General features: G+C 65.4%; 15 protein-coding genes and 1 riboswitch. Of the genes, 5 read left to right on the top strand and 10 right to left on the bottom strand.

Translation table 11 applies throughout. The annotated features are described in order from the left end of the window. Positions 1-11 precede the first annotated feature (11 nt). The 3 genes from XI08_RS09130 to XI08_RS09120 form a co-directional block, all read right to left on the bottom strand. Positions 12-875, bottom strand: coding sequence for an FAD binding domain-containing protein (locus XI08_RS09130; RefSeq protein ID WP_271574159.1), 864 nt, complete (start codon positions 873-875; stop codon positions 12-14). Between the two features lie 252 nt (positions 876-1,127). Next, complete coding sequence (locus tag XI08_RS09125) at positions 1,128-2,321, bottom strand: MHYT domain-containing protein (protein WP_271574242.1); 1,194 nt, start codon at positions 2,319-2,321, stop codon at positions 1,128-1,130. Between the two features lie 230 nt (positions 2,322-2,551). Then, on the bottom strand, positions 2,552-3,142 hold the full coding sequence (locus XI08_RS09120; protein ID WP_271574158.1) for a 6,7-dimethyl-8-ribityllumazine synthase: 591 nt from the start codon (positions 3,140-3,142) through the stop codon (positions 2,552-2,554). Positions 3,143-3,218: 76 nt separating this feature from the next. Then, positions 3,219-3,394, bottom strand: a riboswitch (FMN riboswitch). Positions 3,395-3,858: 464 nt separating this feature from the next. On the opposite strand from XI08_RS09120, the gene XI08_RS09115 reads away from it, so the two are divergent. Together XI08_RS09115 and proC are read left to right on the top strand one after the other, a co-directional pair. Next, positions 3,859-4,359: a YbjN domain-containing protein gene (locus tag XI08_RS09115; RefSeq protein WP_027545987.1), complete on the top strand. Its 501-nt coding sequence runs from the start codon at positions 3,859-3,861 to the stop codon at positions 4,357-4,359. 116 nt (positions 4,360-4,475) lie between these two features. Beyond that, on the top strand, positions 4,476-5,348 hold the full coding sequence (proC, locus tag XI08_RS09110; protein WP_271574241.1) for a pyrroline-5-carboxylate reductase: 873 nt from the start codon (positions 4,476-4,478) through the stop codon (positions 5,346-5,348). 96 nt (positions 5,349-5,444) lie between these two features. Here the strand turns inward: proC and XI08_RS09105 are convergent, their stop codons facing one another. From XI08_RS09105 to XI08_RS09085, 5 genes are all read right to left on the bottom strand, one after another. Next, entirely contained in the window at positions 5,445-5,849 is a 405-nt protein-coding gene (locus XI08_RS09105) for a thioesterase family protein (protein WP_027545989.1), read from the bottom strand. A 190-nt stretch (positions 5,850-6,039) separates the two neighbouring features. Further along, positions 6,040-6,243 carry a tautomerase family protein gene (locus XI08_RS09100; RefSeq protein WP_008144861.1) on the bottom strand — a complete coding sequence of 68 codons (204 nt, stop codon included), beginning with the start codon at positions 6,241-6,243 and terminating at the stop codon, positions 6,040-6,042. 117 nt (positions 6,244-6,360) lie between these two features. Then, positions 6,361-7,881, bottom strand: coding sequence for a histidine--tRNA ligase (hisS, locus tag XI08_RS09095; RefSeq protein WP_271574157.1), 1,521 nt, complete (start codon positions 7,879-7,881; stop codon positions 6,361-6,363). Between the two features lie 168 nt (positions 7,882-8,049). Next, positions 8,050-8,574: a YegJ family protein gene (locus tag XI08_RS09090; RefSeq protein WP_271574156.1), complete on the bottom strand. Its 525-nt coding sequence runs from the start codon at positions 8,572-8,574 to the stop codon at positions 8,050-8,052. Between the two features lie 138 nt (positions 8,575-8,712). After that, positions 8,713-9,795, bottom strand: a complete 1,083-nt coding sequence (locus tag XI08_RS09085) for a branched-chain amino acid aminotransferase (RefSeq protein ID WP_271574155.1) — start codon at positions 9,793-9,795, stop codon at positions 8,713-8,715. A gap of 338 nt (positions 9,796-10,133) precedes the next feature. Here XI08_RS09085 and XI08_RS09080 point away from each other — a divergent pair, with 338 nt between their 5' ends. Genes XI08_RS09080 through XI08_RS09070 form a run of 3 tightly spaced genes read left to right on the top strand, consistent with a single transcriptional unit; the run spans position 10,134 to position 12,811 of the window. Then, positions 10,134-10,676, top strand: a complete 543-nt coding sequence (locus tag XI08_RS09080; protein ID WP_027545993.1) for a MarR family winged helix-turn-helix transcriptional regulator — start codon at positions 10,134-10,136, stop codon at positions 10,674-10,676. Then, positions 10,673-11,404 (top strand): response regulator, encoded by a 732-nt coding sequence (locus tag XI08_RS09075; RefSeq protein ID WP_027545994.1) that lies wholly within the window; start codon positions 10,673-10,675, stop codon positions 11,402-11,404. The genes XI08_RS09080 and XI08_RS09075 overlap by 4 nt, the downstream gene beginning before the upstream one ends. 18 nt (positions 11,405-11,422) lie before the next feature. Then, positions 11,423-12,811 (top strand): ATP-binding protein, encoded by a 1,389-nt coding sequence (locus tag XI08_RS09070; protein ID WP_027545995.1) that lies wholly within the window; start codon positions 11,423-11,425, stop codon positions 12,809-12,811. A 219-nt stretch (positions 12,812-13,030) separates the two neighbouring features. Here XI08_RS09070 and XI08_RS09065 read toward each other — a convergent pair whose 3' ends face one another. Next, positions 13,031-13,561 (bottom strand): DUF3617 domain-containing protein, encoded by a 531-nt coding sequence (locus XI08_RS09065; protein WP_271574154.1) that lies wholly within the window; start codon positions 13,559-13,561, stop codon positions 13,031-13,033. Between the two features lie 44 nt (positions 13,562-13,605). Further along, a complete protein-coding gene (locus XI08_RS09060; protein WP_135176524.1) occupies positions 13,606-13,899 on the bottom strand; it encodes a hypothetical protein in 294 nt (97 codons plus the stop codon). Between the last annotated feature and the right edge of the window lie 91 nt (positions 13,900-13,990).

The raw sequence follows: 13,990 nt of genomic DNA, 5'->3' as shown, positions 1-13,990 counted from the left end.
GATCCCCTCCCTTACTTGGCGACGGCGGCCGCGCGCTGAAGCGCGCGCGTCACCATGATGCCGCCGACATGTTTCCGGTATTCGACCGGCCCCCGCGCATCTGCCGCCGGCGCCATGATCGCTTCGGCTGCGGCAGCCGCCTTTTCCAGCGTGGCTGGATCGAGGCTGGTGCCGATCACCGCTTTGGCGGCGTCAGCGGCGAGCAGCGGCGTCTCGTGGACATTGGTGAGGCCGATCGAACAGGTCGCGACCTTGCCGCCGGACATGGTGAGCACAACGGCCGCCGCCGCGGTGGCGTAGTCGCCGACCTTGCGCTTGAGCTTTTCATAGGCGTAGCCGTGGCCGGCTGCCGGCACGGGGACCGAGACAGAGGTCAGGATCTCGCCGGGTTCGAGCGCAGTGAAATAGGCGCCCTGATAGAAATCGGCGGCGGGGACATCCCGGGCACCATCGGGCCCTTCGAGGCGGTAGGTCGCCCCCAAGGTCATCATCAGCGCCGGCATGTCGTTGCCGGGATCGCCATTGGCGACGTTCCCGCCAATCGTGCCGCGGTAGCGCACCTGGGGATCGGCGATCAGCAGGGCTGCCTCGTGCAGGATCGGCATGGACTGGGCGACGTCGCTGGAGGCCAGCAGCTCGTGCTGGGTGGTCATCGCGCCTATGACCAGATTATTGCCGTCGCGGCGGATGCCTTTCAGGGTGGCGATGCCGTGCAGATCGATCAGATGGGCGGGGGTCGCGAGCCGAAGCTTCATCATCGGCACCAGACTGTGCCCGCCGGCCAGTGGCCGCGCATCCTCGCCGAGGTCTGACAAGAGCTTGACGGCATCGGCGACACTCGTCGGCCGGTGATAGCTGAATGAGCCCGGGATCATCGTCTCCTCCCATAATCGTCCTTGGGCCGGTGGCGGCGCGGACGTTGGCCGGACGGTCTCTCCGAGCGGGGCAAGCTGCAATCGCCGGGGCACGGAACAGCGGATTTCGCACGAGTTGCGGGTGGGAACGCACGAATTGCGTCAGGGTCGGCGACCTAAGGCGGCGATCTCGCCGCACCTCTCCCGCTTGCGGGGGAGGTCGACGCGCTCGAAGTGCGCGGCAGGGAGCGCACTTCCCGTGCGGCCGGAGCGTTACGCGTGCCGCCGATTGGCCAGCCCCAGCCTCGCCTTCACCTCGGCGATCTTGGCGCGGCTGACCGGGACCAAGTGTGGTGACGGGCCGTCGAGCTCGAGCACGGCACCGTCGCCCTCTTTCCGGACCAGCGCGACATGGGGGATCGCGACGATATGGCTGCGGTGTACCCTGAGGAACAGCGACGGATCGAGTTGCGCCTCGGCCTCCGAGATCGACCATGGACACATCCGCTCGCGCGTGCCGTCATGGACGAGGGTGTAGTGCGCGTCCGCCCGAACGCTGCGGACGTTGGCCGTGTCGATGAAATGGGTGCCGTCGGCTCCCTCGACCGGCAGCCGCGGCGCCGGTGCGCGGGGCGGCAGGCCGAGACCGCCGAGCGGCCCCACCGGCCGCGGCGATGTGCCAGCCGCGACGACCGGTTCAGCGGGAGCGACTGGCGGTAAAACCGGGTCGGCGGCTGGAGACGTCTGCGCCTGCCGGCGATCCGGCACCAGCGAGAGCAGGAATCCGGCGGCGATCACGAAGCACAGCACGGCGACGACGATGGAGAGAATTTGCTGCGACGCGGCAAGACCGCTGCCGGGATGGTGATGCCCCGCCGCCGTCAGCGGCTCGAAATGCATGCCGAGCATTGCCGTGTAGTGCATGCCGGAGACGGCGATGCCGAAAGCGATCGAGCTGACGATCAGCCGAACGCCTTCCTGCTGCGCCAGGAAGGCGCGCAAGCCGCCATAGGCGGTGACGACCGCAACCAAAACCGACAGCAGCACCATCGTCCGGTCATGCGCGATGCCGAAGGGACCGGCGAGCCCATGGATGCCGACATAATGCATGCTGGCGATGCCGACGCCGAGCAGCACGGCGGACGAGGCCACCCGCTTCAGGGATGGCTCGCCGATCGAGACGAAGAACAGGGAGATGCCGACCACCAGCGCGCAGATCAGGAACGAGATGATGGTGGGAAGAACGAGATAGACCGTGTCGGGCGGCAGCGGCGCGGCTAGCATGCCGACGAAATGCATGGTCCAGATGCCGACGGCGAAAAACACCGCCGCGCCCGCGAGAAGAACGCGGTTACTGACGCCAGGCGTGTTGCGGATGCGAGCCGCAAGCGCAAAGCCGGTATAGCCACCCAGGCTCGCGATCGCCACAGAGAGCGCGACGAGATAGGGATCGTGTCCTTCGAACATGATCTTGTCGGCCACACCGTCTCCACGGCACGGCCTCCTCCCGCCGCCGACTTTACAGGGACGGCGGCGGAATTGACAATCAGCGGCGTGTGAAGGCTGCCGGAGCCTCATGGAGAGAAGGCGCGCAAGCGCGGTCTCGACCATGCAGGCCCGCGGCAGCATCCGGGCCCTCATCCTTCGAGACGCGCTACGCGCTCCTCAGGGTGAGGGATGAGAGTCGTTGCGCTGCGTTACGCAATCCCCGCCGCGACCTGGCCGCGCAAGCGCTCCAGACCGAGCAGCGTGTTGGCGCAGGCTTCCGCGACCTCGACGCCCTTGATCGCAAAATGCCTGCGGAAGAAATCGTAGTGCACCTCGGTCTCGTGGAATTGCTGCGGCGTCAGCACCGCGGAGAACACCGGCACCTCAGTGCGGAGCTGCACGTCCATCAACGCCTTGATCACGGTGTCGGCGACGAACTCGTGCCGATAGATGCCGCCGTCGACGACGAGGCCGGCCGCGACGATCGCGGTGTAGCGCCGCGTCTTGGCGAGGATCTGCGCGTGCAGCGGGATCTCGAACGAGCCCGGCACCTCGAACACGTCGACGTGGCTGAGGTGACGCGCCTCCGCCTCCTTCATGAAGGCGATGCGGGCCTCCTCGACCACGTCGCGGTGCCAGCAGGCCTGCACGAAGGCCACCCGCTGCGGCTTTGCAAAACGCGGATGCTCGATGGCCGGCGGGTCGACGGGAACCGGCGGTTGGGTCGTCTCGGCAGTTTCAGCTTTGGAAGTTTGGACTTTGGAAGTTTGGACTTGGGGATCTTGCAACATCTGATTCATGGCTTTCCTCAGTTAAGGACCAGAATCAGGGCACACGGAACGACAAACAGCCGCACCTTGCGATGCGTCTGCCACCGACCGTTCTCTTTCATCCGGACTTTAACCGTCGGCTTCGGAGTTGCACCGAATCTGCTGACCCTTCCCTTCGGAAAAAATCCCTTTTCAGGACAAATCCTGGGGAAGGCGCTCGCGGGCTTGGACCTTTCGGCCCTTACCGCCGGTGGGGACTTCCACCCCGCCCTGAGAACTTATCCACCCGATATGGGTGGACTATTTCGAATTATGACGAACCGGGAGACGGCCAGCAAGAACCTTCCTTATGGGTACTACGCATGTGCCTATGACGTCAGAGCGAAACTCTGCGAAAATCCTGCGGGGCGGACATCGAACAGGGCGGGACCGATCCGGACCCGCAAGGAGGGCCCCCGGCACACGGAACGCAGCAGGGCCGGTCGATCCGATTCCGGTTTGTTCTCCTCCGTTAAGAATTGTGGCGGAGATGAGCTGTGGACGAACGAGTCCTGACTTGTGGACGGACTCGGCAGCCAGTTGCGCAGATTCCGCAAATCACATCAGTTGATCCGCGACAAGCCCGCGCTGATCCCGGGATCGCGAGAGCGACTCCGAGGGGATCGCCTCAGTGATGTTGAGGAAGCGCGCGCCGGACCAACCGCGTGCGTATCAAAGACAACAAGAAGGCAAGAGGTCGAGACGGCATGTCCCTGCTCGAAGGCGCTATCGATTCCCGAAGTCATCCGCTCGCGGTGGTCGAGGATATCGCTGCCAGCAACAACTGGCCGTTCGAACGCTCCGGCGAAGACGAACTCACGATTGTCTCGAAGGGACAATGGACCGACTACCAGCTCTCCTTCACCTGGATGGGCGGGATCGAGGCGCTGCATCTGGCCTGCGCGTTCGACATGAAGATTCCGGTCGCGCGGCGGAACGAAGTGCAGCGGCTCGTCGCCGCCGTCAACGAGCAGTTGTGGGTCGGCCATTTCGACCTGTGGACCAACACCGGCATGGTCATGCACCGTCAGGCCCTGGTGCTGCCGGGCGGACTGACCGCCTCGACCGCGCAATGCGAAGCCATGCTCGCCGGCGCCATCCACGCCTGCGAGCGCTACTTCCCGGCGTTCCAGTTCGTGGTGTGGGCCGGCAAGACCACGACGGAAGCGATGGACGCGGCGATGTTCGATACGGTGGGAGAGGCGTAAGTCTCTCGTGACGTAAGGGAGCCGCCGCTCCCTCCCCACCGTCGTCCTGCGCGTGAAATCGCTTAGGGCACGCGGCTTGTTGCCAACACCTGCATCCACTAGAAACATTCGTGGTTATGGGTCCCGGCCTTCGCCGGGACGACACCGAATTTGTGGTGACCACAGTGGCGAACAGCACCCTTCAAAACATCACCGGCACCATCCTTCTCGCCGGCGCCGGCAAGATGGGCGGCGCGATGCTGACCGGATGGCTTGCGGGCGGGCTCGATCCGCGCCGTGTCGCGGTGGTCGATCCGCACATTGCGCCCGAGATCAGCGTGCTTGCCGCCAACGGCGTGGCGCTCAATCCCGATGCGAAGGCGGCAGGCCGGGTCGAGACCATGGTCGTCGCGGTGAAGCCGCAGATGTTCCGCGAGGCCGGCGCGAAGCTGAAGTCCTTCGTCTCGGAGAACACCTCCGTGGTCTCGATCATGGCGGGAACCACGATCGCCTCGCTCCAGGAGGTCTGCGGCGGCGCCGTGGTGCGCGCGATGCCGAACACGCCGGCCGCGATCGGCCGCGGCATCACGGTGGCGGTTGCGGCGAACAACGTCAGCGCCACGCAGCGCGCGGTCGCCGATGCGCTGCTGCGCGCCACCGGCTCGGTCGAATGGGTCGAGGATGAGAGCCTGATGGATGCGGTGACCGCGGTGTCCGGCTCGGGGCCGGCCTATGTGTTCCTGCTCGCCGAGGAACTTGCGCGCGCCGGTGTCGAAGCGGGATTGCCCGAGGCGCTGGCGACGAAGCTCGCGCGCGAAACCGTCGCCGGCTCGGGCGAGCTGCTGCATCAATCCGAGCTTCCCTCCGGCACGCTGCGCCAGAACGTCACCTCGCCCGGCGGCACCACGGCCGCAGCGCTCGGCGTGCTGATGGGTGAGCCCGGACTGCGCGACCTGATGATCCGCGCGATTGCGGCCGCAACGCAGCGGTCGAGGGAATTGGCAAAGTAGCAAGATGCCGTAGGGTGGGCAAAGCGAAGCGTGCCCACCACATCTATCTCGCACGCGGAGCAATGGTGGGCACGGCGCTTCGCGCCTTTGCCCACCCTACGATTTCAAGCCTGCCCCGAGGCGCTTGTTGAACATCTCGACATTCACGAGTCCGCGCGCGTGGCGACCATCGCCGAGCTTGCGCGTGCCCTCGAACGCTCCGACCTCGAAACGGATGACGCGGCGCTCGACCGCGACCACTGTCGCGGTGGCTCGCACCGTCGCGCCGACGAGGGCGGCTGCGAGATGGCGGATGTCGACCTCGGTGCCGACGGTGACCCAGCCCGGCTGAAGCGCAGAGCGGATCGCGTCGCCCGCGGTCATCTCCATCTCGAGGATCATCATCGGCGTCGCATAGACAAAAGGCATGCCGGGCACGAAATGTCCGACCGTGCGCTCCACCGGCACCACCAGTGTGCGTTCCGCGCTCATGCCGACCTTGATGAAGTCGCGTGCGTCCATGGTGCTTGCTCAGTGTCGTCCCGGACAAGCGAAGCGCAGATCCGGGACCCATAGCCACAGGGAGTAGCTTGGCGAAGACACGTAGTTAGCAGCTCGCCCACAACCGCTCCCTGTGGTTATGGGTCCCCGCGTTCGCGGGGACGACAGTTGTGATTGCTGCTGCGACTGTGGCTACCCGCGCCAGCCGTCGCTACTTCTTCGCCGCGGCCGCGCGCTCCACGAACGTCTTGCCGCCCTTCATCTTGTGGCGGAGCGGGGCCTCGTTGATCTGGATGACGACGGCATCGGCATCGACGCCGAGATTCTTCACCAATGCCTGCGTGATGTCGCGCATCATGCCGGCCTTCTGCTCGTCGGTGCGGCCTTCGGCCATGCTGACGGTGATCTCAGGCATCGTTCTCTCCCTGCTGCTGTCGTCATGATCGGGCTATCCCGATCATTCAAAGTCGTGTGCATCAAACAGGACGTGGGTGCCCGGGACAAGCCCGGGCATCAGGCGATGCGCGAATGGCTAGCCCCAGCTCACGTCATGGCGCGCCAGCACCTCGCGCACCTTGGCGACGAGGTCGGCTTCGCTGCACGAGAACTGCGCCGGGCGGCTCTCGCGCCATTCCTGGTTGGAGGCAATGGCGGCGGCCGCCTTGGCGCCTTCGATCAGATCCTTGATCTGCAGCTCGCCGCGCGCCTTTTCATCGGAGCCCTGGATGATGACGCAAGGGCTGTTGCGGCGGTCGGCATATTTGAGCTGGTTGCCCATGTTCTTGGGATTGCCGAGATAGAGCTCGGCGCGCATGCCGGCGGTGCGCAAGGACGCGACCATCTTCTGGTAGTCGGCGACGCGGTCGCGGTCGAACACGGTGACGACGACAGGCCCGAATTCGGGTCGCGTGTCGAGCTTGCCGAGCAGCGTCAGCGCGGCCTGGAGACGCGAGACGCCAATCGAGAAACCGGTCGCCGGCACCGGCTCGCCGCGGAAGCGCGAGACGAGACCGTCATAACGGCCACCACCACCGACGGAGCCGAAGCGCACCGGGCGGCCCTTCTCGTCCTTGGTGTCGAGCAGGAGTTCGACCTCGTAGACGGGGCCGGTGTAATATTCGAGGCCGCGCACGACGGAGGGGTCGATCTTGATGCGGTCCGCGCCATAACCCGACGCCGTGACCAGCTTGGCGATCTCTTCCAGCTCGCTCACGCCGGCCTGACCAACTTCGGTCTTGGCGAGGTAAGTTTCCGCCGCGGCAATGGCCTCTTTCCAATCGTCGCGCGGTTTGGTGATGGCGAGAACAACGTCAGCCTCGGCCGCGCTCAAATTGGCGCCCTTCGTGAAGTCGCCCTTGCCCTCTTCGCCTCCATCCCATCTGCCGGGACCGAGCAATTTGCGCACCTCGTCGGCGGGAAACTTGTCGAGTTTGTCGATTGCGCGCAGCACGGTCAGTCGGCGTGCAGCATTCTCGTCACCGGCGAGTCCTATTGCTTCCAGAACACCGTCGAGCACCTTGCGGTTGTTGACCTTCACCACGTACTGGCCGCGCTGAACGCCGAGCGCCTCCATCGTGTCCGCGGCCATCATGCAGATCTCGGCGTCTGCCGCCGGCGTTGCCGAGCCGACCGTATCGGCATCGAACTGCATGAACTGGCGGAAGCGGCCGGGGCCGGGCTTCTCGTTGCGGAAGACGTAGCCGACGCGGTAGCTGCGGTAGGGCAAGACCAGAGCGTCGGTCCCGTAGCGCTCGCCGACGTAGCGGGCGAGCGGCGCGGTCAGGTCGTAGCGCAAGCTAATCCACTGCTCGTCGTCGTCCTGGAACGAGAACACGCCCTCGTTCGGGCGGTCCTGGTCGGGCAGGAACTTGCCGAGCGCATCGGTATATTCCATCGCCGGCGTCTCCACCGGCTCGAACCCGTAGAGCTCGTAGACGGCGCGGATCTTCTCGACCATCTCGCGCGTCGCCCGGATCGCGGCGGGATCACGGTCCTCGAGCCCGCGCGGCAGACGCGCCTTCAGTTTCTGGGGTTTTTTGGGTTTCTCGGCCATGCGCGGCGTTTACCAGCCGACGCGCGAGGCGGCAACCGCCGCGGCATGCCGCGAGCCCCACGGCCTGTCCAGTTCGCCGTCATTCCGGGGCGATGCACAGCATCGAACCCAGAATCTCGAGATTCCGGGTCTGGTCCTTCGGACCATCCCGGAATGACGACCCTACCGCTACGGCTGCTCCATGCGCGCCCGGAGGGCATCAGCGTCGGCCTTTGGCAGCGACTTCAGCGTCGGCTTGATGGTCTCCCCGCCGACGATCTTGCCGTTGCGCATGAACATCCAGTCCGAGATGTCGGCTTCGCTGAACTTGACCTCGTCGCCCGCGTGCTTTCCGGGCAGATCGCGCGGCTCATTGGCGAAGCGGCCGGAATAGGCCCCGTTGGGCAGCTTCTTCACCTCGGCGATCCAGATATGCTCGCCGCCTTTGCGGGTGGGAAAGCGCACTTTCAGGGCGTGCCCGGCCTCCGACGGCTTGGGCGCCTCGTACGAGGCCCAGAAGGTCGGGAGCGTGCCGCGGGCGCGTGCGATCGCGGTGTTCATCTCGGGATCGGTGGTGCGCACGTCGACGATCGGAGAGCGGTCTTGCGCTGCGACCTCGGGCGTGGGGCCGATGGTCAGGATGCCGAAGATGGAGACGCCGGTGATTGCGGCGAGTACGACCCATTTCAGGGGCTGGGAGAGTTGCGTTGCCATGATCGCGATGTCCAGGATGCTTCGATGTCTCCTGGCTTTGTCGCGTGTCGGCAGCAGCACGTTCATAGCGCAATAAGCCACAAACGTTGCGCGTTTCCCCTCTCCCTTGCGAGAGAGGGGAAACGTAATCGCCGTCGATCAAAACACCTTGCGGATCCAGTTGTGCGGATCGTTGGTGCGGCCGTACTGGATGTCGATGAGCTGCTTGCGCAAGCCCATGGCGACGGGGCCGGCGGCGCCGCCGCTGATGTCGAAATCGCCGCTCACCGAGCGCACCTTGCCGATCGGCGAGATCACAGCCGCGGTGCCGCAGGCAAACGCCTCCTTCAGCTTGCCGGAGGCCGCATCCTTGCGCCACTGGTCGAGCGAGTACGGCTCCTCGCGCACCGTCTTGCCGGCATCCTTCGCCAGCGCGATGATGGAGTCGCGGGTGATGCCGGGCAGGATCGTGCCGAGCGGCGGCGTCGAGAGCGAGCCGTCGTCGAACACGAAGAAGATGTTCATGCCGCCGAGCTCCTCGATGTAGCGGCGCTCGACCGCGTCGAGGAACACGACCTGATCGCAGCCGTGCTGGATGGCCTCGGCCTGCGCGCGCAGGCTTGCGGCATAGTTGCCGCCGCACTTGACGGCGCCGGTGCCGCCGATCGCGGCGCGGGTATAGTTCTCCGAGACCCAGATCGAGACCGGCGCAGGCCCGCCCTTGAAATAGGAGCCGACCGGCGAGGCGATCACCGCGAAGATGTATTCGGACGACGGCTTGACGCCGAGGAAGGTCTCGCTCGCGATCATGAAGGGCCGCAGGTAAAGGCTCCCCTCGCCGCCCGGCATCCAGGCGCGGTCGATGCGCACGACCTGCTCGACCGCCTCGATGAAGACATCTTCGGGCAGCTGCGCCATCGCCATGCGGTCGGCGGAGTCCCTGAAGCGCCGCGCATTGGCGTCGGGGCGGAACAGGTTCACGCCACCGTCGTCGCGCTTGTAGGCCTTGAGGCCTTCAAAAATCTCCTGGGCGTAGTGCAGGACTGCGCCGGCTGGATCGATCTGGAAGTTGGCACGCGCCTCGATCTTCGCCTCGTACCAGCCGCCCTTAGCCTGGTTGTAGCGGACGATCGCCATGTGATCGGTGAAGACGCGCCCGAAGCCGGGGTCCACCAGCTTGGCGACCCGATCCTTCTCGGGCGTCGGATTGGATGCGGGCTGGATGTCGAATTTCATGCTCATGTCCTTGCCTCCCGCTGCCGGTAGCGGCGCTGTTCGGGCGCCCGCCTGCCCGTTCCGGGCCCGGCTGGCTTGATTAGATTGTTGGCCGAACCACCGCCAGCCTTGTTACGGCCGGTTTCCGTGACCAGCATGTCGCCGAGGACATGCTTTTGCGGAAGGCGGAAGTCCAGTATGTTTTGCCGAAATGCCGCTCGACAATCGCACGGTAGATCTGATCCGGCCGTTGCCGCCTGTCCGGCTCTCTCCGGCCGCTCTTAGAAAATGCCACCCGACGCGAAACGATCTAAAATTTCGTGCGGGCTGATCGTTTTGTAACATTGAACCCAAGATACGTCAATATGCCTGACATAAATTTCGCGACTCCCTCTCAAGACGCTGCCGAGCTCCGGCCGGCCGCAGGCGAAGGAGGCAATTTGCGCTGGGATATCATCGAGCTACTGTTCTTCGCCTATCGCGACTTCGTCGGCGATCCCGACCAGGAGCTGGAGGCATTCGGCTTCGGCCGGGCCCATCACCGCGTCATGCACTTCGTCTACCGCTATCCCGGGCTGAAGGTCGCCGATCTGCTCGACGTCCTGCGCATCACAAAACAGTCGCTCGGCCGGGTGCTCAAGCAGCTCCTGGACGAGGGCTACATCGTGCAGAAGACCGGCGACAATGACCGCCGCCAGCGTCTGCTCTACGCCACGCCGAAGGGCGAGGCGCTGGTGCAGAAGCTCGCCGGGCTCCAGACCACGCGGATCACCAAGGCGCTCGCCGAGATGGCGCCGCAGGATGCGGAAACGGTCAAGCGCTTCCTGCGCGCGATGATCGACCGCGACGATCCGGACAAGGTGCTGGAGACGATCTTCGCATCCGTCAATCAAGACGCAAAGGAGTGACCGTGCCGCTCGCTGCCACGCTCGCCCGTCCGCCGGTGCAACCGGCCGATGACGCCCCGCATCTCCTGCTGGTCGACGACGACCGCCGCATCCGCGATCTGCTGTCGCGCTTCCTCGCCAGCGAAGGCTATCGCGTTTCGACCGCAGCCAGCGCCAGCGATGCGCGTTCGAAGCTCATGGGCCTGCATTTCGACCTCTTGATCCTCGACGTCATGATGCCCGGCGAGACCGGCTTCGACCTCGCTCGCTTCATCCGGACCTCCTCCTCGGTGCCGATCGTGATGCTGACGGCGCGCCATGAGGCCGAAGCCCGCATCGAGGGGCTCCAGATCGGCGCCGACGACTACGTGGCAAAACCGTTCGAGCCGCGCGAGCTTGCGCTGCGCATCAACAACATCCTCAAGCGCGCCGCCCCGCCGCCGCAGGCCGCGGTCGTGGAGAAGATCGCGTTCGGCCCCTACGTCTACCATCTCGATCGCGGCGAATTGCGCCAGGGCGAGGAGGTCATTCACCTCACCGACCGCGAGCGCGAGATGCTTCGCATTCTCTCGGAGACCCCGGGCGAGACCGTGCCGCGCAGCGCACTGACCGGCAATGGCAGCGTCAACGAGCGCGCCGTCGACGTGCAGATCAACCGCCTCAGGCGCAAGATCGAAACCGATCCCGCCAATCCGCTGTTCCTCCAGGCGGTGCGCGGCATCGGCTACCGGCTGGTGGCATCGCCATAAAGCAGTGAAGCGCGACCGATGAGCACGATCGATACCGGCCTGACGCTGCTGAAGAGCGCTGCCGGCCGCGTCTCTGCCGCCAATGGCTGGATGGGCAATGCGTTCAAGGGCTGGATGCCGACCGGCCTCTATGCCCGCGCGCTGCTCATCATGATCGTGCCGATGGTGATCCTGCAATCGGTCGTCGCCTTCGTGTTCATGGAGCGGCACTGGAACACGGTGACGCGCCGCCTGTCGGCCGCGGTGGTGCAGGACATCGCCGCGCTGATCGACGTCTACAAGGGCTATCCGCAGGACAAGGATCGCGACCAGATCCGTCGCATCGCCCAGCAGCGTTTGGGCCTCGTCGTCGATTTCCTGCCCGCCGGCGACATGCCGCCGCCGGGACCAAAGCCGTTCTTCTCGCTGCTCGACCAGACGCTGTCGGTGCAGCTCGGCCGCCAGATCGGGCGCTCGTTCTGGATCGACACGGTCGGCCGCTCCAACCTCGTCGAGATCCGCATCCAGCTCGACGACGCCGTGATGCGCGTGTTCGCGCAGCGCAGCGCCGCCTATGCCTCGAACTCGGAAATCTTCCTGTTCTGGATGGTCGGCACGTCCTCGATCCTGCTGATCGTCGCGGTGCTGTTCCTGCGCAACCAGATCAAGCCGATCCTGCGCCTTGCCGATGCCGCCGAAAGCTTCGGCAAGGGCCGCGAGGCGCCGAACTTCCGGCCGCGCGGCGCGCGCGAGGTGCGGCGCGCGGCGGTCGCCTTCCTCGAGATGAAGTCGCGCATCGAGCGCACCATGGAGCAGCGCACCGCGATGCTCGCCGGCGTCAGCCACGATCTGCGCACCATCCTGACCCGCTTCAAGCTCGAGCTGGCGCTGATCGGCGACAACCCGGAGCTCGAGGGCATGCGCAAGGATGTCGACGAGATGTCGATGATGCTGGAGGACTATCTCGCCTTTGCCCGCGGCGATTCCGGCGAGCAGTCGCAGCCGACCGACATGGCGCAGGCGCTCGAGGAGCTGCGCAGCGATGCCGAACGCCACGGCCACGCTGCGACCGTCGCATTCAACGGACTGCCCGTGGTGACGGTGAAGCCGGCCTCGTTCAAGCGCTGCCTCGCCAACCTCGTCACCAATGCAGCGCGCTACGGCAAGAGCATCGCCATCACCGGCCAGCGCGATCACCGTTATCTGACCGTCACGGTCGACGACGACGGCCCGGGCATTCCCGCGCATCTGCGCGAAGAGGTGTTCAAGCCGTTCCTGCGGCTGGACAACGCCCGCAACCAGGACGAGGGCGGCACGGGCCTCGGCCTTGCCATCGCCCGCGACATCGCCCGCTCCCACGGCGGCGACATCACGCTTGGCGACAGCCCGATGGGCGGATTAAGGGCGAGTGTGCGGATACCGGTGTAGCCGCGATCTTCCTTCTCCCTTGCGGGAGAAGGTGGCGTAGGCGGCCTTCGGCCGCCGTTCTTAAGAACGCCGAAGCGAAGCTTCGGCTATGGCGCCGGATGAGGGGTTGCCTCAACGAATTCAGAAGTAAGAGCGTCACACGCGGTGAGATACCCCTCACCCGTCTCGCCGCTTCGCGGCGAGCCACCCTCTCCCGCAAGGGGAGAGGGGAAGACAACCCTACTTCGGCAGCAGGTTCTTCAGCTTGTCGACGTCGCGCACGTTCATCTTGAAGCCGCCGGGCATGACGATGTCGCCGGGCTTCTGATCGGGCTTGCAGGCGCCCAGCCATTTCGCTTCGAGCGTCATGCTGGTGTCGCGTCCCGCCGTGCCGGCAGCGCCGCCTTGCGCGTGTGACGAGGTCTTCACCGTATAGGCCGAGTTGAAGTCGCCGGTGATCTCGGCATGCGAGGTGGTGCTGATGCCGGCGACGCTGCACTCGGAATCGCTGACATAACCGGTCGCAGTCTTCTTGATGTCCTGCTTGGCGCAGATCTGCTTGGCCATCGGGGAGACGTTGTTGTTCATCTCCTTGTCGACGGTCTCGTCGGTGCAGTGCTGCATGGTCATTTCCGGCATCGCAGAGCCGCTCCTGACCATCTTCAATTCCCACAGGCCGGCCTTGCGCACCGGCAGATCGTCGGCAGAGGCGCTGCCGGCCGACAACACGAAGCAAGCGGCCGAGCCGAGCAAAGCAAGTTTGCGCGTCATGTGGGAAGCTCCCGGCTGAGAGATCGCTGCGTTACGAAAACGCCTCAGTACAGCGTGCGGATCGGCTGGTTGGCGGCGCCATAGGGCACCCAGCGGCAGGAGAACGAGATGTAGCCGCCCTCATAGGCCTGCACGCCGAGGAATTTGACGACCTTGCCGTAGCGCGCGCAGTGATCGACCGCGACCTGCCGCGCATCGACCTGGGTGGCCATCGAATAGGCGATGATGCCGCCGGTGTCGTTGCCCTTGAACGGAGGCACCGGAAGGAGATCGGCGCGCGCCGGCTGGCTCGCCATCATACCCAGGGCAAGAAGGCCCGCGGCCGCAATGATTCGCATTCCCGTTACTCCAATTGGTTGGCGCCAGTTTACGGTGCCGGGACGGAAGTGAAAAGAACTGAAGCCCTGTCGGATGCGACGTTATGGTCAA

It is taken from the genome of Bradyrhizobium sp. CCBAU 11361 (genome assembly GCF_028128935.1).
Classification (GTDB): domain Bacteria; phylum Pseudomonadota; class Alphaproteobacteria; order Rhizobiales; family Xanthobacteraceae; genus Bradyrhizobium; species Bradyrhizobium niftali.
This window is presented reverse-complemented; position numbering and strand designations above follow the sequence as displayed.

Excerpts from the sequence above, each read along its gene's own strand:
- XI08_RS09130 (WP_271574159.1), bottom strand. The coding sequence starts at position 875 with ATGATCCCGGGCTCATTCAGCTATCACCGGCCGACGAGTGTCGCCGAT.
- XI08_RS09125 (WP_271574242.1), bottom strand. The coding sequence starts at position 2,321 with ATGTTCGAAGGACACGATCCCTATCTCGTCGCGCTCTCTGTGGCGATC.
- XI08_RS09120 (WP_271574158.1), bottom strand. The coding sequence starts at position 3,142 with ATGAATCAGATGTTGCAAGATCCCCAAGTCCAAACTTCCAAAGTCCAA.
- XI08_RS09115 (WP_027545987.1), top strand. The coding sequence starts at position 3,859 with ATGTCCCTGCTCGAAGGCGCTATCGATTCCCGAAGTCATCCGCTCGCG.
- proC (WP_271574241.1), top strand. The coding sequence starts at position 4,476 with ATGGGTCCCGGCCTTCGCCGGGACGACACCGAATTTGTGGTGACCACA.
- XI08_RS09105 (WP_027545989.1), bottom strand. The coding sequence starts at position 5,849 with ATGGACGCACGCGACTTCATCAAGGTCGGCATGAGCGCGGAACGCACA.
- XI08_RS09100 (WP_008144861.1), bottom strand. The coding sequence starts at position 6,243 with ATGCCTGAGATCACCGTCAGCATGGCCGAAGGCCGCACCGACGAGCAG.
- hisS (WP_271574157.1), bottom strand. The coding sequence starts at position 7,881 with ATGGCCGAGAAACCCAAAAAACCCCAGAAACTGAAGGCGCGTCTGCCG.
- XI08_RS09090 (WP_271574156.1), bottom strand. The coding sequence starts at position 8,574 with ATGGCAACGCAACTCTCCCAGCCCCTGAAATGGGTCGTACTCGCCGCA.
- XI08_RS09085 (WP_271574155.1), bottom strand. The coding sequence starts at position 9,795 with ATGAGCATGAAATTCGACATCCAGCCCGCATCCAATCCGACGCCCGAG.
- XI08_RS09080 (WP_027545993.1), top strand. The coding sequence starts at position 10,134 with ATGCCTGACATAAATTTCGCGACTCCCTCTCAAGACGCTGCCGAGCTC.
- XI08_RS09070 (WP_027545995.1), top strand. The coding sequence starts at position 11,423 with ATGAGCACGATCGATACCGGCCTGACGCTGCTGAAGAGCGCTGCCGGC.
- XI08_RS09065 (WP_271574154.1), bottom strand. The coding sequence starts at position 13,561 with ATGACGCGCAAACTTGCTTTGCTCGGCTCGGCCGCTTGCTTCGTGTTG.
- XI08_RS09060 (WP_135176524.1), bottom strand. The coding sequence starts at position 13,899 with ATGCGAATCATTGCGGCCGCGGGCCTTCTTGCCCTGGGTATGATGGCG.